The 19,936-nt window shown below is 36.8% G+C and carries 12 protein-coding genes; 11 read left to right on the top strand and 1 reads right to left on the bottom strand.

Translation table 11 applies throughout. The features are described from left to right. The first annotated feature begins 260 nt into the window (after window positions 1-260). The 11 genes from ACIQ6T_RS05155 to ACIQ6T_RS05105 all read left to right on the top strand — a co-directional run bounded on the left by ACIQ6T_RS05155 (window position 261) and on the right by ACIQ6T_RS05105 (window position 19,033). Window positions 261-1,613: a putative oxidoreductase C-terminal domain-containing protein gene (locus ACIQ6T_RS05155; protein WP_395784837.1), complete on the top strand. Its 1,353-nt coding sequence runs from the start codon at window positions 261-263 to the stop codon at window positions 1,611-1,613. A 2-nt stretch (window positions 1,614-1,615) separates the two neighbouring features. Then, window positions 1,616-2,506 (top strand): PmoA family protein, encoded by an 891-nt coding sequence (locus ACIQ6T_RS05150; RefSeq protein ID WP_395784836.1) that lies wholly within the window; start codon window positions 1,616-1,618, stop codon window positions 2,504-2,506. A 34-nt stretch (window positions 2,507-2,540) separates the two neighbouring features. Then, window positions 2,541-5,165: a family 20 glycosylhydrolase gene (locus ACIQ6T_RS05145; protein ID WP_395784835.1), complete on the top strand. Its 2,625-nt coding sequence runs from the start codon at window positions 2,541-2,543 to the stop codon at window positions 5,163-5,165. Continuing rightward, window positions 5,162-6,541, top strand: a complete 1,380-nt coding sequence (locus tag ACIQ6T_RS05140; RefSeq protein ID WP_395784834.1) for a Gfo/Idh/MocA family protein — start codon at window positions 5,162-5,164, stop codon at window positions 6,539-6,541. Before ACIQ6T_RS05145 ends, ACIQ6T_RS05140 begins: the two co-directional genes overlap by 4 nt. 165 nt (window positions 6,542-6,706) lie before the next feature. After that, the gene (locus ACIQ6T_RS05135) at window positions 6,707-9,847 is read left to right on the top strand and encodes a SusC/RagA family TonB-linked outer membrane protein (RefSeq protein WP_395784833.1); all 3,141 of its coding nucleotides are present in this window, start codon (window positions 6,707-6,709) and stop codon (window positions 9,845-9,847) included. Between the two features lie 11 nt (window positions 9,848-9,858). After that, entirely contained in the window at window positions 9,859-11,694 is a 1,836-nt protein-coding gene (locus tag ACIQ6T_RS05130) for a RagB/SusD family nutrient uptake outer membrane protein (RefSeq protein ID WP_395784832.1), read from the top strand. 227 nt (window positions 11,695-11,921) lie between these two features. Further along, on the top strand, window positions 11,922-15,074 hold the full coding sequence (locus ACIQ6T_RS05125) for a DUF1553 domain-containing protein (protein WP_395784831.1): 3,153 nt from the start codon (window positions 11,922-11,924) through the stop codon (window positions 15,072-15,074). A gap of 9 nt (window positions 15,075-15,083) precedes the next feature. Next, a complete protein-coding gene (locus ACIQ6T_RS05120) occupies window positions 15,084-16,559 on the top strand; it encodes a DUF1501 domain-containing protein (RefSeq protein ID WP_395784830.1) in 1,476 nt (491 codons plus the stop codon). After that, window positions 16,556-17,923 (top strand): c-type cytochrome domain-containing protein, encoded by a 1,368-nt coding sequence (locus tag ACIQ6T_RS05115; RefSeq protein WP_395784829.1) that lies wholly within the window; start codon window positions 16,556-16,558, stop codon window positions 17,921-17,923. The genes ACIQ6T_RS05120 and ACIQ6T_RS05115 overlap by 4 nt, the downstream gene beginning before the upstream one ends. Next, window positions 17,920-18,249: a hypothetical protein gene (locus ACIQ6T_RS05110; RefSeq protein ID WP_395784828.1), complete on the top strand. Its 330-nt coding sequence runs from the start codon at window positions 17,920-17,922 to the stop codon at window positions 18,247-18,249. Before ACIQ6T_RS05115 ends, ACIQ6T_RS05110 begins: the two co-directional genes overlap by 4 nt. A 70-nt stretch (window positions 18,250-18,319) precedes the next feature. Beyond that, a complete protein-coding gene (locus ACIQ6T_RS05105) occupies window positions 18,320-19,033 on the top strand; it encodes an NUDIX hydrolase (protein ID WP_395784827.1) in 714 nt (237 codons plus the stop codon). A 124-nt stretch (window positions 19,034-19,157) separates the two neighbouring features. On the opposite strand, the gene ACIQ6T_RS05100 is transcribed toward ACIQ6T_RS05105, so the two are convergent. Then, the gene (locus tag ACIQ6T_RS05100; RefSeq protein WP_395784826.1) at window positions 19,158-19,874 is read right to left on the bottom strand and encodes a YebC/PmpR family DNA-binding transcriptional regulator; all 717 of its coding nucleotides are present in this window, start codon (window positions 19,872-19,874) and stop codon (window positions 19,158-19,160) included. Window positions 19,875-19,936 lie beyond the last annotated feature (62 nt).

Here is a 19,936-nt window from a genome sequence, read left to right as displayed (position 1 = left end):
TATTTTATAAAATAATATTAAGTGAAAACTACCGGAAAGGTTTTCGAAAACGTTTCCGGTAGTTTTATTAAAAATTTCTAAAAAAAATTATGGGAATTCTTATTAGAGTTTTATAAATGTGTGTTATGTTCGATTACAAACTGAATTTTTAAATTTATCACAAGGAATTGCGAATCTCTTTAAATTTCTTTTTTAAGAAATTTATTGAACTTTTCCGTGATTTTATTTAAGAGTTATTTAGATGTATCAAGAAATAAACAATGCTTAATAAATCAATATATATTTTAACTGTAATGGCAAATTCTGTTGTTTTTGCTCAAAAGCCAATAAAATTTATAACCCTTGACCCCGGTCACTTTCATGCAGCTTTGGTTCAAAATAAAATGTATGAAAATGTTAATTCAAAAGTAAATGTATATGCACCAATGGGACAAGATTTACAGGACCATTTAAAACGTATCAATAGCTATAATATTCGCGCAAAAAATCCTACTCAATGGCAGGAGAAAGTCTATGAAGGAAATGATTTTTTTAAAAAAATGCTTGTCGAAAATAAGGGAGCAACTGCCAAAAATAGTGTGCTAATTCTCGCGGGAAACAATTTAAAGAAAACGGAGTATATTTTAAAAGCGGCTGAGTCGGGCTTGAATATATTGGCAGACAAACCTATGTGTATTGATTCGAAAGGGTATGAACTTTTAAAAAAAGCATTTGTCGAAGCCAAAAAAAACAATGTTCTTCTTTATGATATAATGACTGAGCGCTCAGAAATTACCACAGTCTTACAAAAAGAACTATCCGAAATACCAGCCATTTTTGGAAAATTAGAAAAGGGGACAGCCGAAAATCCAGCCATTTCGATAGAGAGTGTCCATTATTTTTATAAATATGTTTCTGGAAGTCCGCTTATTCGTCCAACATGGTTTATGGACGTTTCACAACAAGGCGAAGGTATTGCCGATGTAATGGTTCACCTTGTTGATTTGGCTCAATGGTCGGGTTTTTCGAATGTTTCTTTAGGTAGTAAAGACATCAAAAATATTACTGCCAAAAGATGGCCAACACCAATTGCTTTGAGTCAATTTTCACTTATTACAGGTAAGAAACAATTTCCTGATTTCTTGAAAAAAGATCTAAAAAATGATACAACAATCAATGTTTTTGCCAATGGTGAAATCAATTATAGTTTGAGAGGAACCCATACTAAACTCCGTGCAATATGGAATTATAGTACATCAGAAGGGGGTGATACTCATTATTCTGTTATGAGAGGAACCAAAGCAAATGTAGAAATAAGACAAGGGAAGGCTGAAAAATTCATCCCTCAAGTATATGTACAACCAGTAAACATTTCTGAAAAAGAATTGATTCAAGGTTTTGAGAATCTAAAACGTAAATACCCGGGAATTGAGCTTATCAAAAAAAATACGGAATGGCTAGTTGAAATTCCATCTATTTATCGCACTGGACATGAAGCACACTTTGGTGAAGTAATGGACCGTTTCTTGCAATTTCAAGCAAAAAATCAATTGCCAGAATGGGAAGTTCCTAATATGCTTTTGAAATATTTTATCACCACAAAAGCCTTAGAATTGGCTAAAACTAGTTATTAATCATGAAAACGAAATTTATTGTCCTATTATTTTGGGGAACATGTATATCCTCTTTCGGACAGACAAAAATAGTGGCTGAAAAATATCACTCTAAAATTGATGTTCTTATCAACAAAAACCTTTTTACGAGTTATATTTTTTCTGAAGACGAAAAATACCCATTCTTTTTTCCAGTAAATGGGCCTTCCAATAGCAGTGTTACATCCATGAGAAATGGAAATTATCCACATCACAGTTCCTTGTTTTTTGGGTGTGATAAGGTAAATGGTGGCAACTACTGGCAAGAAGGACTCGAAAGAGGACAAATAATTTCTTTGAGAGCAGATATTATTGAATCAGGAAATGATAAAGTTGTCATTGAAACTGAAAATATTTGGCGTAGACCAAATGCCAACTCACCCATAAAAGATTTTCGTAAGATTACGATTACGGCACCTTCCAATGATCTTTTTCAAATTGATTTCGATATTACTATGGAAATGCTCATGGATGTAACAATAGATAAAACGAACCATTCTCTGTTTAGCGGTCGTATGGATGCTGACCTTGCTGTAACAAATGGTGGCACTATGGTTAATGCCAATGGCGATAAAGGAGAAAAAGGAACATTTGGTAAAAGATCACCTTGGATAGATTTTTATGGCAAACGGGGCGATAAAATTGAAGGCATGGCTATCATGCAGCACCCTTCTAACGAATGGTATCCTTCACCATGGTTCACCCGTGATTATGGTTTCTTTTCACCAACACCTATGTATTGGCCAGCAAACGATAAAGAAACAACCTTAAAAAAAGGGCAAACGATTCAGTTAAAATACCGTGTATTAGTGCATGCTGGGGATGTGGCGTCGGCTAAAATTGCCGAACAATTTGAACTTTATAAATCAAAGTAAAACAGGACCAAGTTAAAATTTTTGAAAAAATAATATGTTAAGGAAGAATTGCAACTATTTAGCTTTGATTGTATCGCTTATTTATCTCATTTGCCTAAATTTTGGTTCTCTTGGGGCAAAGGTGGATAATTCAGATAAGTTTAAAAAACTTACTTTAAAATGGAGATTAATCAAAAATCCAGCGAATGAATCGGGAGCTAACAAAGCAGCCTTCATTTTTATTAATAATGGGCCGGAAACAATTAAAACAGGAAAATGGTCTTTGTATTTCAACCAAAGTTTCTTGAAACCCAAGCAGCCTGCAGACTTAGCTAATGGGAAAATTGAACATCTGAATGGCGATTTATACCGCTATGTACCTGATAGTAGTTTTACACTGCGTCAAGGTGATTCGATTTCTTTTGAATACGAAGCCGATGGTATTCTATTTAATGAAAAATATGCTCCACAAGGTGCTTATATCGTTTATGATGATTCAAGAATCATTGCCAAAGATTTAAATATTTCCCCAATTACAGATTATACTAATATCTTCCCAGATTCTGAATTTGTTGCTACTATACCTACTGCGGCTAATCAATACGTTATAAACCAAAATATTCCTTTACTGCCAACTGACAAGATTGGCAAAATCATACCGAGTCCTTATTCGATAAAATCAGGAAAAGGCGGTGTTACTTTGGATAAAAACTCTACGATATATTACAGTAAAACGCTTAAAAAAGAGGCTGAATATTTGGCGTCGTTGATGGAAAAATATTTGGGTAAAAAATTAAAGATAAAAGAAGGAAATGGAGCGGAAGCAAATTCTATTACTATCAAAACAGCCCCATTAAAGATCAATGGCGTTTCGGCAGAAGCCTATTCTCTGACCGTAGGTGAAGGGAAAGGAGTAGCAATAACGGGAAATGATGCGGCGGGTGTTTTTTATGGTATTCAAAGTCTTTCAGCTCTTATACCAGCATTAAATCGTGCTCAAATCAAAGTTGAAAGTGTAGAAATTTCGGATGCTCCTAGATTTAGTTTTCGAAGTTTTTTGCTTGATGTATCACGAAATTTTGCCAAAAAAGAGGATGTTTTAAGGCTTATTGACCTTTTGGCAATGTATAAGATTAACAAACTCAATCTCCACCTTTCTGAAGACGAAGGTTGGCGTTTAGAGATAAAGGGTCTTCCGGAATTGACACAGATAGGTAGTAAACGTGGGCATACCGTTGATTCTAAAAACTGGCTTACTCCATCATATGGCTCTGGCCCTCATCCCGATTCTGAAAACAATTATGGAAAAGGGTTTTACACAAGAGAGGAATTTAAAGAGATCATTAAATATGCTGACCAAAGGCATATCCAAGTTATTCCTGAAATTTCAATGCCTGGCCATGCCCGTGCTGCGATTAAAGCCATGGAAGCTCGATACGATTATTTTATGGCAAAAGGGGAGACTGAAAAAGCAAAGGAATTTCGATTGATTGATCCAAATGATAAATCGGTTTACTTGTCAGCACAGATGTACAAGGACAATATTGTTTGTGTAGCACTGCCCTCTGTGTATCACTTCTACGAAACAGTAGTGAAAGATATAGTAGCCATGTATCAAGAAGCAGGCTTAAAATTGACCACTTTCAATACGGGAGGAGACGAAGTGCCCAACGGAGCTTGGGCGAAATCACCCCTTTGTAAGGAGTTGATGAAAACGTTACCTGAAATAAAAGATGCCCGCCAGTTGCAAGGATATTTTCTTGAAAAAGCGGTAGCAATTTTTGAAAAATACAATTTGGAAGTGGCTGGCTGGGAAGAAATCGTATTGAATAAGGATAGTCAAAACAACATTCAAGTTAACCCCAAATTTAAGGACAAAAAGGTACTGCCATTAGTTTGGGATAATACAGGAAAAAATATTGACCTAGGTTATCGAATTGCAAATGCTGGTTACAAGGTGGTGCTGTGTAATGCAACCAATCTGTATTTTGATCTTTCCTACAATTCTGATCCTACTGAACCAGGACTGGTTTGGGCAGGATATCAGGATGCTATAGACCCGTATGTAATGACGCCGTTTGATGTTTTTAAATCTATAAATTTTGATAAATACAGCAGGCTGACAGAAAAAGAGGAGATTTTTGGACGTAAATCTCAAAAAATTGATGCTAATATGGCACGTCAGTATTTAAAGAGGGAAGCTGAAAAAAATATTGTGGGTATGCAGGCCCAATTGTGGTCTGAAACAATTAAAGGCTCGAAAATGCTGGAATATTATCTTGCACCTAAATTGTTTGCTTTTGCTGAGAAATCATGGTCTAATGCGCCTGCTTGGGAGAGTGAAAGTACAATATCTAAACGTGTTAATTCGATATGGGCAGGTTGGGCAGATATTTCAAATCAAATTGGACAGCGCGAATTTCCCCGTTTAGATTTTTTATTTAATGGCTATAATTACCGAATAGCTCAACCCGGAGCCGTTATAGAGGATGGTTTACTGAAAGCAAATGTAGCTTTTCCTGGTTTTACTATCCGCTATACGGAAGATGGTTCGGAGCCAGACGTAAATTCTAAAGAATATACCTACCCTGTAAAAGTTAATGGTCCAATAAAAGTTAGAGCTTTCAATAAGTTTGGTAGGGCTAGTAAAACATTCATTGTTAAACAAAACAAAATATGAAACGTAGGAAATTTATTGAACAAACTCTCACTGGAGCAGTAGCGACAATTGGTTTACCAACTATTGTACCCTCTTCCGTATTTGGGAAAAACGCGCCTTCGAATAAAATAAATATTGGTCAAATCGGCTGTGGTAGAATAGCACGTGAACATGACTTAGCGGAAACATTTAAACATGATTCAGCGAGAATCATAGCAGCTTGTGATATTGATAGAAATAGAGTAGAGGATGCCAAAAGCCTCATTGATGGATATTATGGGCAAAAGACAGGCAATAATAAATACATGGATACTAAGATGTACGACGATTACCGTGAAATGCTCCTAAACAAAGATATTGATGCGGTCATGATTAGTACGCCAGACCATTGGCATGCTCAGCCTGCCATGGAAGCCGCATTAGCAGGTAAGCACATATATCTTCAAAAACCTACTTCTTTGACCATATCGGAAGGCAGACAGCTTTGTCAAATAGTAAACAAAAAAGGGGTGGTTTTTCAGGTAGGAACCCAACAGCGTTCTACATCGCAATTTAGGATAGCTGCAGAGTTAGTCCGAAATGGTAGAATTGGAAAGCTACACACCATAAAAATAGGACTGCCAGGTGATCCATCAGGTCCATCTGCACCCGAAATGCCCATTCCCAAAAATTTGAATTATGATGCATGGTTAGGCTCTACGCCTTTTGTGCCCTACACTGAAATAGGGGTTCATCCTCAAGTAGGTTATGGTCGACCGGGATGGTTAAGACTTGAGCAATTTGGGTCTGGTATGATTACCGGTTGGGGACAACATCACTATGATATTGCAGCATGGGGCATGGATACCGAACACACTGGTCCAATATCTGTAGAAGCAATAGCTGAGTTTCCAAAATCTGGCTTATGGAATGTTCATGGTGATTTTATGGTAAAATCTGATTATGCAAACGGTATATCGATGTATACAAGTGGAGGCTATCCTAATGGAATTCGTTTTGAAGGCTCGGAGGGTTGGATTTTTGTTTCTAGAGGTAGTTATGTCGCATCCGCATCTGATCCTATTGCAGCAGCTAAAAGTGCTAAAGCTTTAGATGCTAGTAACCCCAAAATATTGACTTCTCAAATAAAAGATAGCGAAGTAAAACTTCAGGTAAGTGAGGAACACCATTTAAACTGGCTAGAAGGAATTCTAAATAAGACTCCTGTATTATCTCCAGTAGAAGTTGCACACCGTGTTTGCTCAATTTGCTTGATTAGTCATATTGCAATGAAACTACCCGGTAAATTATTATGGGATCCCAAGACTGAAAGATTTACTAATAACGAAACAGCAAATACTATGTTGGGAAGATCTCAAAGAGTGCCATATGGTACGAATCAATTCAAAAATAAATAGTCATTGTACGTTGAAACAAGGAAAATTCAGATTAAATAATAGTATAACTCATTTTTTAGCTTTTTAACAATTTCTAATCATGTATGTAATTCAATTTTTATCAATTTCTTAACAATTATGAGTGTGTAACTATACATACTCAATCACTTAAACAATTATTAAACTATGAAGAAAATTTATCTTTTGTTGTCTGCATTGTTTTTGTCTTTGCAGATAGTAGTTGCTCAAACTGGGCAATTGACAGGTAAAGTGTCAGACCCCTTAGGAGGCGGCTTACCAGGTGTTAGCGTATCATTAAAAGGAACTACGCAAGGTACATTTACTGATGGGAACGGTAATTATTCCCTAAATGTAAATTCAAAAAATGGGGTACTTGTATTCTCCTCGATCGGATATTTAAGGAGGGAGGAAGTAATTGGAACCAGAACCCAAATCAACATTAGCCTCGCTGAGGACAGTCAGAATCTCGATGAAGTGGTAGTTGTAGGCTATGGTACCATGAAAAAAAGTGATTTAACTGGTGCTGTGGGTCAAATAAAAGCCGCTAAAATGGAAAACGAAAACCCAAGGACAGTACAAGATATGTTACGTGGTAATACACCAGGCTTAGACGTGTCTAATAACGCCTCTCCAAGAGGTGGTGGTAGTTTTCTTATTAGGGGTCGTGCGTCATTAACTGCCGCTACTTCCCCATTGATCGTGGTAGATGGAGTTATCTATCCGGGTTCTTTAAACGACATCAATCCCAATGATATCGAAACGGTAGACGTTTTGAAAGATGCAAGTTCAGCCTCAGTGTTTGGTGCAAGATCTGCAAATGGGGTAATTTTGGTAACCACGAAAAGAGGTAAATCTGGTAAACCCCAAATCACACTTAATTCCAATTTTGCCATGAATAAGGTTGGAAAATTCAACCATATTTTAAATCCAGAAGAGTTTTTGAAATGGCGTGGTGATGTCCTTTGGAGCATGAATGGACACGATCCTGCTAAAAAACATACTTTTTATGACCCTCGCAATTTACCATCAGATGTAAGTATAACGCAATGGTTAGGAAGTGACAAAGGAGATCCAGTGGATGTATGGCTCAATAGAATAAAGCTTTTCCCTGTCGAAATAGCAAATTATAAAGCTGGTAGAACAACTAACTGGGAAGACATTCTTGTAAATGACAATGCTGTTCAACAAGATCATACAGTTGGTATTTCTGGTAGTACGCCTACTACCAACTACTACATGTCTTTGGGTTATTTGTCTAATGAAGGACTCTCGGTGGGGGATGTTTTTAAAACTGTAAGAGCAAGAGTAAACCTAGAAAATAAAATTGCCAAATTTCTTACTGTAGGCTTAAACCTACAATTTGCAAATCGTGATGAAAGTAGTATTCCAATTGATTTAGGAAATGCTATTCGTACAACTCCGTTTGGTCAATTATATCAAGATGATGGTGTTACATTACGTCAAAGTACTAATGATGACGTAGGTAATAACACGAATCCATTCCTTGACCAAGTTTTTAATTCTAGAGATAGAAGAGTCAATAACTTATTTAGCTCTATTTTCATAAAAGGAGATTTAGGTTATGGTTTTTCTTACCAGGTTAATTACACTCCAAGATTCGAGTTTGTAAATTATTTAGATCATATTTCGGCAAATAAGCCCGGAATAAGTAATCGCCGAGGAATATCAAGAAGAGAAAATAGTAATTCATTTCAATGGCAGATTGATAATATTTTAAGATGGAATAAATCATTTGGAAAGCACAATTTTGATGCAACATTTTTGGTGAATGCTGAAAAAGCTCAAATTTGGCAGAATGTAATCAATGCGGAAAACTATTCACCAGGGGATAACTTGCTTTACCATAATGTGGGTGCTGCAACATTGTTTCCATCCATAACAAGCAACGATACCTATTTTACGGGGGATGCTTTAATGGGAAGAATTAATTATAATTTTAATTCAAGATATTTCCTGACAGCGACCATGCGTAGAGATGGATACTCTGGCTTTGGTGCTGCCAATCAAAGGGCAATGTTTCCATCTTTAGCCTTAGGATGGCAATTTACGGATGAGAAATTCTTTAGTGGGATTCAGAAATATTTAGATTACGGAAAACTTAGAGTTTCTTATGGTGTCAATGGAAACCGTGAGATATTAAATGCCGACGGATCTGCCAATAGATTTGCATCTCTATCTGCTCTTTCAACTGGTGTTTATAGCTACACTTCTCCTGGGGGAGCGACATTTAATACGGGTACTGTTAGGACCACTAATATGCCTAACCCCTCGTTGAAATGGGAGAAAAATAGCTCATACAATTTTGGTTTAGATTTCGGATTATTTAATAGTAAGATAAATGGCTCGGTGGATTACTACATCAGAGAAACAAATGATTTGTTGTTATTCCGTTCCCTTCCTAATGTTACCGGATTCGCTAGTGTTATTTCAAATTTAGGCTCTGTTGGTAACAATGGACTTGAAGTAGCGATTAATTCTGAAAACTATAAAAACGACAACTTTGTTTGGCGTTCAAATGTCAGTTTCTGGACCAATGATAACAAAATCTTGAAACTGTATGGTGAGGTACCTGTTAAAGATGCAAGTGGAAACGTAACCATGGTGGATCAAGATGATAGAGCAAACGGATGGTTTATTGGTAAGCCTATCAATCAAATATGGGATTACAAAGTATTAGGCGTATGGCAGGAAGCTGAGAGAGATTTAGCCAAAAAGTATGGGTTTACTCCTGGTGATTTTAAACTTGAGGATTTAAACAATGATGGTAAGTATACGATAGAAGATAGACAATTTTTAGGTCATCAAAATCCTCTGTTTTCATTTAACCTAAGAAATGAGTTTAATCTGTACAAAAATTTTGACGTTTCATTCTCTTTATATGGCCGAATTGGACAATACACAGCCTTTAACGAAGCTAAGAATGTGGATTTGTTTTATGATCGTTCGCAGTTTTACAAAAGACCATATTGGACACCTGAAAACCCAATTAATGACTATGCAAAGATGATGTCAGCAGCAGGTGGGGCAGTAGCCTATACGGTTTGGCGTAAATCTTCTTTTGTTAGATTAAATAACATTAGTTTGGCATATACCCTTCCAAAAACAGTGACAAATAAGGTCAAATTTGAAAGCATGAAATTTTATGTGAATGTATCCAACTTAGCAGTATTTACACCATGGTCTTATTTTGACCCTGAATCAAGAGCAAATACTGAAACTAATAATGCATTTTATCAAAATTTAATGCCACAAACTTCAACACTTGGTCTAAACATTACATTCTAAATTGATTTTTTATGAAAAATATATTTAAAATTAGAAAAATAACCGTAGTCGCTGCTATCGTGCTGGCAGTGTTTACAAGTTGTACGGACAATTGGCTTACTCCGCAGCCTCTATCCTTATTTACTCCAGAAAATACTTTTACAAGTGAAGCTGGTTTTAAATCAGCGTTGGCTTCCTGTTCAGCAAATCTAAAAGATGAATGGTATGGTGATGGTCACCCTATCATTACAGAGTTGCTGTTTTCAGAAATGGCAGTTGAGGGTACCACCGATAAATTTGGTCCAGCTGTAGATTTGAATGTATTGATTACACCAGACGCAAACCTTAACAGTGCTGATTTTAATCGAATTGGTTGGTATTGGGAAAGACATTGGTTAGGTATTCGATTGGCGAATACAATAATTGATAAAATTCCTACCGTTACTTCGATAAAAGACGACGTTAAAAACCAGCTTCTTGGAAAGGCCTATTTTTACCGTGCTTATCATTATTATCGATTGGTTAATCAATTTGGGGATGTGCCTACTTCTTTTAAAGAAATTTCAAGTCCTAAACTTGATTTTCAAACTGTAAAAAGAGAGGCTATTTTAACTAAAATTAAAGCCGATCTCGATTTTGCATTTAAAAATGTACCATTTATTGGTGACAAAGGAGATGTTAATAAAGCTTCAATTGGCCATTTGCTTACAAAGGTCAACTTGGCTTTAGGTCTTTATGATGAAGCTATAGCTAGTGCTGACCAAGTAATTAACAGTGGTACTTATAGATTAGTAACGGGGAGATTTGGAATAGATGCAGGTAATAGCACAAAAAATGTTACTTGGGACCTACATCGTCCAGCAAATAAATTTGCTGCTGCAAATACCGAAGTTTTGTTTTCGGTAACAGATCGTTTTGGATTAGCGAGTGCTTCTGCCTCTGGAACTACAAGTATGCGTCAAGCTGTACCATTTTTCTCAAACAGTGCTATTTTGACTCCTGATGGCAGGTCTGGTTTGGTACCTGGACAAGTGGAATTTGATTTAAGCACAAAATATGGTCGTGGAATTGGTCGATGCCGTGCAACGAATTATACACAATATGACGTTTGGGATGACGAAAATGATCATCGCCATGATACAAAATCTGGAAACTGGATGAGAATGGAAGATTTGGTGTATAATAATACAGCTATAAAAGGGATATCGCCTTTTTATGGAAAGCCTCTTCAACTAAGAGACGCCGCTGGCAAATTATTGATAAGCAATGGCGATACCATCAGAAATTGGTTTAATTGGCCACATTACAAACTTTATGTTGAAGACCAAATCCGAATTCCATTTCAAGGTGGAAACTCAGACTGGTATGTTTTTCGCTTAGCAGAAACGTACCTTTTAAGAGCGGAAGCTCATTGGTTTAAGGGCAATAATGCTTTGGCTATTGCTGATCTTAATGCGGTTAGAACTAGGGCAAACTGTAAGCCATATCCTGCAAATAAAGTAATTGATATTGGCACCATTTTAGATGAGAGAGGAAGAGAATTGTATTATGAAGAGCCACGTAAAACTGAATTAACTCGTATTGCCTATCAAATGGCGAAGTCAGGTAGAAGTTATAGGGGCAAAACGTATTCATTACAAAATTTTTCAACCGCTAATTTCTTTTATGATAGAGTAATTGAGAAAAATAATTTCTATAATAAGGTTAGAAATATTCGTAATGATGCATATACGATGAGTCCTTACCATGTTTTATGGCCGATTCCTAGAGCTGCAATTTTGGCAAATAGCTTGGGACAGATCAATCAAAATTTAGGATACGCAGGTAGTGAATCAAATAAGCCTGCATTAGATAAAATAGTAGAATAATTAAATTAGTTTAGGGTTAACTAATAGCCCCGTCTTATGGATGGGGCTATTTTTTCTTTAAGATTATTTTCAAAAATTAAGTATAAAAAATAGCTAGCGTTTAAAGATTCAATGAAATTTTACGATTTGTACATTTTGCGAAAGAATGTATTGACTAGAAAATTAATTAATTTAAAAAAACATTAAAATCAACAAATTAAAATATTAATGTGTCTTATATTTAGTACATGAAAAAGGTTTTATTCTTGTCTTTGTTGCTTTTTGTCTTAGGGTGCAAAGAAGTTGAAGTTCCTGAGGAGGTAAACTTAGCTATGGACAGGATTAATGAGGAAGTTGATTATAATATCCATGTAAAAAAAATCCTTTCTGATAAGTGTTTTAGTTGTCATGGGAATGATGCTAAAAAGCAAAAAGCAGATTTAAGACTTGATATAGCTGAAGCAGCATATTCAAAAAAAACAGAATCTGGTATGATGGCAATCGTGCCAGGAGATATCTCCAGCAGTGATTTTGTACACCGAATTCTAAGTGAGGATCCAGATTATCTAATGCCAGAACCGTCCTCGCATTTAACATTATCGACTTATGAAAAAGCAGTATTAGTTAAATGGATAAAACAAGGTGCGAAATACAAACCACATTGGGCTTATGTTGCGCCTAAAAAAACTACAGCTCCCAAGACTAAAAATACAAGTTGGGTAAAAAACGACATCGATAAGTTTATTTTATCCAAAATTGAAGCCGCCCAATTAAATCCAAGCCCACGAGCCGACAAAGAAACACTGATTCGAAGGCTCAGTTTTGACATCAGAGGTTTTGCTCCTAGTATTGCAGAAGTAGATGCTTTTTTGAAAGACCCAAGCGCAAACGCTTATGAAAAACTGGTTGACCGTTTTTTGGCCTCCCCTGATTATGGCGAGCGAATGGCCATTTATTGGTTAGACTTAGCAAGATTTGCAGATAGCTTTGGGTATCTCGATGATAAGCATTATGATATGAGTCCGTGGCGTGACTGGGTAATTGAAGCTTATAATAAAAACCTAAGTTTCAAGGATTTTATTACATGGCAACTAGCTGGAGATTTGCTGCCAAATACCTCTAAAGAAAAAATACTTGCTACTGGATTTAATCGAAATCATAAACAAAATACCGAAGCAGGGATTATTGAGGAAGAGTTTCGGGTTGAAAATGTGGTAGATAGAACCAGCACCTTAGGCACTGGCCTAATGGCTATGAGTGTAGGCTGTGCCAAATGCCACGATCATAAATTTGATCCAATAAGTCAAAAAGACTTTTACTCCTTGTACGCTTTCTTTAATAGTACGTTCGAAAACGGAAGTCCAAATTATGGAAATGAGGATATGGTTGCCGGCCCTACGCTCTTGTTGCCAACAAAAGTGAATGAGCAAAAAATAAGCCAGCTTAAATCATATATAGCGAATTTAGAGAAAAAACAAAATAATAATAAACTTGAAGTAAAGTCCCCAAACCAAAAAGAATTGGCTTTAGGTTTAAGTAATAAATTGGTAGCGAAGTTAAATTTTGATAAGCTAATAACTAAAGGGCCTAAAAAAACAATTTACATTAACGAGCTAGATAACTCTTTAAGTGCTTTAGCTAAAAAAGTGGAAACATCTACAGGTGTAAGTGGGCTTTCTTTGAAGTATAATGATGAAACTCAAGTATCATTACCTCCGTATAAAGTAGGTTATTTTGAGCGTTACGAACCTTTTTCCTTTTCTATTTGGCTTAAAGTCCCCAATAATTATCCATTAGCTACAGTTTTTCATAATACCGATGTGGAAAGGTACGGTTATCAAGGTTATGACCTGATTTTAAAAAATAATCAATTAAATTTTAGAATTTCTCATGCTTTTCCTCATGACGCTATAAGTGTAATGAGTAAAGAAAAACTACAAACAAATAAATGGTACCATTTGGTAGGTACGTATGATGGCAGCAGTAAAGCTAAAGGTGTTTCGCTATATTTAGACGGCAAAAAATTAGACCCAATTGTAGAATATGATCATTTGGTAAAGCATATAAGGTCATATCCCAATATTCATAAAACATCTTTGTATAACGGAATAACTTTCGGGGTACGTATTCTTGACCGATCAATGCCAGGCGGCGAAGTGGATGAATTTCAACTTTTTAATGATCAATTGTCTCACGCCGAAGCTAGTTTTTTATTTAAAAGATTACCGTTTCCTATTGTTAAAAAGCTAAAAAAATATCCAGCCCCCCCCTTATTACTTGCCCGCAAAAACCTAAGTATGCTGCTAGATTCTACCAAGGAAGTAATGGTAATGGGTGATTTGCCTAAACCTAGGCCTACGTATGTTTTAAAACGAGGTATATATGATAGTTTTGGAGAACGGGTTTACCCATCTACTCCAGCTGCCATATTACCGTTTCCTAAAGACTTACCCAAAAATAGACTGGGCTTAGCTGATTGGCTATTTTTAGACCAAAACCCCCTTACCGCTAGAGTGGCCGTAAATAGAATATGGCAATTGCTGTTTGGAACAGGAATTGTTACAAGTTCAGATAATTTTGGTAGTCAAGGAGATATACCCTCTCATCCAGAACTTTTAGATCATCTAGCGGTTTGGTACAGAGAACACAAGTGGAATACAAAAGAACTCTTTAAATATATTTACATGAGTTCTACCTATCAGCAGTCAGCGGAAGCAAGTAGCAATTCAATTAAAATGGATCCTACTAATGTATTACTAACACGTAGTCCAAGATATAGATATCCTGCTGAAATGATTCGAGACAACGCGCTTAAAATTAGTGAATTACTTACATCTAAAATTGGTGGTCCTAGCGTATATCCATACCAACCTACTGGCTTATGGGATGAACTAACTGATAAGTCTTGGAAATATGTTTACAATACCTCTACCGGCGATGATACATACCGTAAAAGTATTTATACGATAAGAAAAAGAACAAGCGTTGTGCCGTTTCTACAGATATTTGATGCGCCAGACAGATCAACTTGTATTGTAAAACGCCAAGTATCTAGTTCTCCGATGCAATCGCTTGCAATGCTTAATGATCCACAAATTATTGAGGCAGCACGTAATTTGGCTTGGCATTCGATTCGCAACGGTGGCAATTCTATAGAAAATCAATTGAATTATTGTTTTAGGCTGGTTACAGGACGAAAACCTCAAACTAAAGAAATTATACTGCTGAATAAATTATATAAAGCAGAAAAGGAGAATTTTGGAAAGCAACCCACCAAAGCGGCTAGGTATCTTTCTATTGGTAATGATAAAAAGCCAACATCAGATAAAGTAGCTCTTGCTTCTTTTGCAAGTGTAGCTGCCACGCTCATGAATACTGATGAGTTTTTTACAAGAAAATAGGCGAAAAATATGGACGATTTATATAAAATTCAATATAATGCCAAAAGGAGAGATTTTTTATTAGGCTCTGCAATAGGCCTAGGTGGAATTGCATTGCAAGGTTTAATTGGATGCAATTCAAAGTCCGAAGTTGTTCAAAAAAACAATGAAATTTCTGAACTAATAGAGCGAGAAAACCAGCCACTTGGAAGTCCTCATTTTATGCCTACTGCCAAAAGAGTTATTTATTTGTTTCAAAGTGGAGGTCCATCTCAAATGGAACTTTTTGACTATAAACCCATGCTCTACAAGATGCATGGTAAAGAAATACCCCCTTCGGTAATGGGTTCCAATAGGGTATCGGGTATGACAAGTAACCAGTATTCATTTCCGCTAGCCAGGCCAGCTTGTAATTTTTCACAGCATGGTTCTAACAGTACATATCTTAGTGAACTAATTCCTCACACAGCTTCAATAGTTGATGAATTATGTATTATTAAAAGTATGGTTACCGATCAAATAAATCATGAACCTGCCATGATTTTTACACAAACGGGTAACCAATTGAGCGGTAGACCTTGCATAGGCTCTTGGTTAAGTTATGGCTTGGGTAGTATGAATCAAAATTTACCTGCCTTTATTGTAATGTTATCAAAAGGCGGTGGCGACCAGCCTATAAGTAATGCAGCTTGGAGTAGTGGTTTTTTGCCGTCTTACCACCAGGGAGTTCAATTTTTATCCGTTAAAGACCCTGTGCTTTTTTTAAAAACACCCGATGGGGTAGAACGAATAGATAGGAGAAGGGCTTTGGATTTTATAAAGCAATTCAATATTGTCCAAAATGAAAAATGGCAAGATCCTGAAATTGAAAGTCAAATTACCCAAGCTGAAATGGCCTATAAAATGCAAATGGCCGTACCAGATATCCTTGATCTTTCAAAAGAGCCCAAGCATATATTAGACATGTATGGCCCCGACGTGACCAAGCCGGGCACATTTGCACACAATTGCATTACAGCAAGAAGACTTATAGAAAAGGATGTACGATTTGTGCAACTTTATCATTTGGGCTGGGATCATCACGGTAAAATATCTTCAGGTATTCGAAAGGCTACCAAACAAACTGACCAAGCCTCGGCGGCTTTGGTAAAAGATTTAAAGCAAAGGGGATTATTAGATGACACCTTGGTGATATGGGGAGGAGAATTTGGTCGGACAAGCTTTTCACAGGGAAAACTAACGCCAGAAGGTTTTGGTCGTGACCATCACCCTGGAGCTTATACAACTTGGATGGCTGGCGGTGGCGTAAAACCGGGTCTAGTGTATGGTCAAACTGACGATTTTGCGCACAACGTGATCCGAGATAAAGTACACGTTCATGATTTTCAGGCTACATTACTGCACATGCTAGGAATTGACCACGAAAAATTTGTATATAAAAGTCAGGGTCGGAGGTATCGTTTGACAGATGTTCATGGTCAGGTAATTAAAGATATATTAGCATGAGTTTAGATTTTTTTGGGCGTTTTCATCCTTTGATGGTTCATCTTCCAATTGGTATTCTCGCATTGGCTGCTATACTAGAATATCTATTTCCCAAAAGAACCTCGCCAGTACAAATACAATTAGTATTATTAATTGGAGCTGTCTCGTCAGTTGCGGCGGCCATTTTAGGTTGGTTTCTTTCACTGTCTTCCGAGTACGATATAGATTTGCTAAATAAGCATAAGTGGACAGGTATTATTCTTAGTTTTTTAGCGCTTACCTTGTGGGCTTGGAAATCTAAAGGCTCGGGCTTTTCAAAATTTAAGCTAATATCAAATTTGCTTTATTGTTCTATGCTATTGTTTTTAGCATTGGCTGGTCATTATGGCGGTAGCCTTACACACGGGGTTGATTTTATATCGATAGATAACTCAAAGGGTACTGACAAAAATACTAGCCAGGTTGCATTTGTTCCTGTAACTAGTACCACAAATGGTACTGTTTACGAAAAACTCATTACACCCATTTTAAGTGAAAAATGCTACAGTTGCCACAATCCAAATAAAACAAAAGGGAACCTTAAAATGCAAACTTTTGCTAGTTTACTTAAAGGGGGGAAAACTGGTCCAGCAATATTACCTGGTGACGCTTTACATAGTGAATTGGTAAAGAGAACTTTACTTGATTTGGATGATAAAAAACGAATGCCCCCTAAAGGAAAGAAGCAGCTCACGAGCAATGAAATAGCACTTTTAAATTGGTGGATTAATACGGGTGCATCAGAAAAAACAAGCATTAGTGAGGTATTTAAAAATGACACTGTTCGTGCATTTCTGGCTGGATCAACTGAGAGCGCCGAACCAAGTTTAGGTTTAAAATCGATAAAAAAAGCAGATTCTTTGGTTATTATAAAACTAAAGGAAAAGCTTTGGGAAGTAAACACGATCTCAAAAGGAAGTCCTTATTTGGATGTAAATGCTGTAGGATTACCCGGTCTTTCAAATCAGCAGCTCACTATTTTACAAGATATTGAAGATAACATTGCTTGGTTAAATTTAGCAAATACTCAAATTAATGATCAGGCTTTTAAGTTTATAGTTCAATGTAAAAACGTTTTAAAACTTAATCTCGCTAATACTCGTGCCTCTAATAGTGCAGTTAATGACCTTAAAAAAATGAGCAAATTACACTACCTAAACATCATTGGAACTAACATTGATGATGCAGGTTTAATGCAATTGTGCGAAATGGGTTCAATGAAAAATATTTATTGTTGGAGTAGTAAGGTAACGTCTATTGGGGTGGAAAACTGTAAAAGAAAATATCCTAAAGTGAAAATCGATAATGGTGGTAACTACAACTTAGTAAAAAATAATGTGTTATGAACAGAAGTGCTTTTATCCAAGATGCATCGCTAGTAATGAGTGGAACATTATTGAATAAACCTATTGGTGCCTTAGCCTTCGATACAACAGCGGATTTAGTTAGTGGCCATGGCGATTATAGGTATGAAGTTTTTAATTATTTGAGGAAGCAAGTGCCGGGCGCAAAATTAGTTATTGCTGCTCTAAGGCCTAGTTCAGCTCGAACGGCTTTGATTGATAAACAAAGAGCAATGAATGCCCTGTTGCAGGCGAATGGTGCATTTTATATTGATTTGCATTCACCATTTTTCTTGCCAGAGGGGTCATTGAGGTCCGATTTTTTGTAAGGACAGGTTTAATTTGATTGAGATAGATATGTTATTTTTGCGAATTAAATTTGCTCATTAATTCAAACTTATGTTAAGTAGATTTAAACAAACAGAACTTTGGTTGCCAGGAATTTCCGTTGACTGTGTGATTTTTGGTTTCCATGAAAATCAGTTGAAAGTATTGTTGCTGAAATTTCACAATACGCATGTCTGGTCTTTGGCTGGTGGATTTGTGGGTGTAGAAGAAAATGTTGATCAGGCGGCTGAGCGGGTATTGTATGAACGTACAGGATTGACAGATATATACTTAGAGCAATTTTACACCTTTGGCGATTTAGAGCGGAATGATCGGGCTGCGGAGGAGCATCGCAGCGTTACTACGGCGATGGGATCCCCCGATGATGATTTATCTTGGATGTCAAAGCGTTACATAACCATTGGTTATTATGCCTTGGTTGATTATTCCAAGGTGGTGGTTAACCCTGGTGATATTTCAGATGCCGCAGATTGGGTTGATATTGCAGCCCTACCTCATCTATTTTTAGATCATAATAAGATTGTGAATAAGGCTTTAGAAGCAATGAGGCAGTCCTTGGATGAAAAATTAATTGCTTTCGAATTATTGGGGGATACCTTTACAATGTCGGAAATTCAAGCGGTGTATGAGACGATTTTGGACAAAAAAATTGTGCGGACTAATTTTCAGCGTAAGATGTTAAGTTTAGATATTCTCCTGCGGATTGAAAAGAAATTCACCGGAGGCGCTCACAAAGCTCCGTATTTATATCGTCTGAAACCGTAGGACTCGGATTCATGGTTTTGAGCTTTGGCAAACCTTTGAGGTTTGCCAAAGCTAAGGGAGGGAGGAGCTTTTTCCTATTCAAAAATAGAATACAACAAAAAGGCCAGTTTCCTGGCCTTTTGCTTTATCCCATATTATGGTAGACGTTTTGCACATCGTCATCCTCCTCTAGTCGCTCGATGAGTTTTTCAACATCAGCCACTTGCGCATCTGTCAATTCTTTCGTTTCATCTGGAATACGCTCGAAATCCGCACCCATTAATTCATATCCACGCTCTTCCAAAAATTTCTGTATCCCACCGAATGCCGTGAATTCACCATAAATGTTGATTTGATTCGTCTCCTCATCTAAAAATACTTCGTCGCCACCTAAGTCAATCAACTCAAATTCCAATTCTTCCAAATCGATTTCCGGTTTGGCGGCAATTTTAAAGACTGATTTGCGGGCGAAGATGAAGTCCAACATCCCCGTAGTTCCTAAAGATCCGCCACATTTTGTAAACGAGGAACGGATATTTGCTACGGTACGGTTAATGTTATCTGTGGTTGTTTCTACTAAAATGGCGATGCCATGCATCGCATATCCTTCGTACACAATCTCTTTGTAATCCTCTTGGTCCTTCGAAGTCGCACGTTTGATCGCGCGCTCTACGTTTTCCTTCGGCATATTAACGGCCTTCGCATTTTGAATAATGGCACGTAAACGTGAATTCGATGCAGGATCTCCGCCACCTGCTTTCACGGCAATCACGATGTCCTTACCTATTTTAGTGAAGGTTTTGGCCATTTGGCCCCAACGTTTAAACTTTCTCGCTTTTCGGAATTCGAAGGCTCTTCCCATGGGTAGTCTCGGTTAAATATGGTGCAAAAATAATCAAGCCCCATAAGACCCACAAGTCTCAT

The sequence above is a fragment of the Aquirufa sp. genome (genome assembly GCF_044377215.1).
Lineage (GTDB): Bacteria > Bacteroidota > Bacteroidia > Cytophagales > Spirosomataceae > Aquirufa.
Note: the sequence above shows the minus strand (reverse complement) of the source record. Positions and strands in the feature narration are given on the sequence as shown.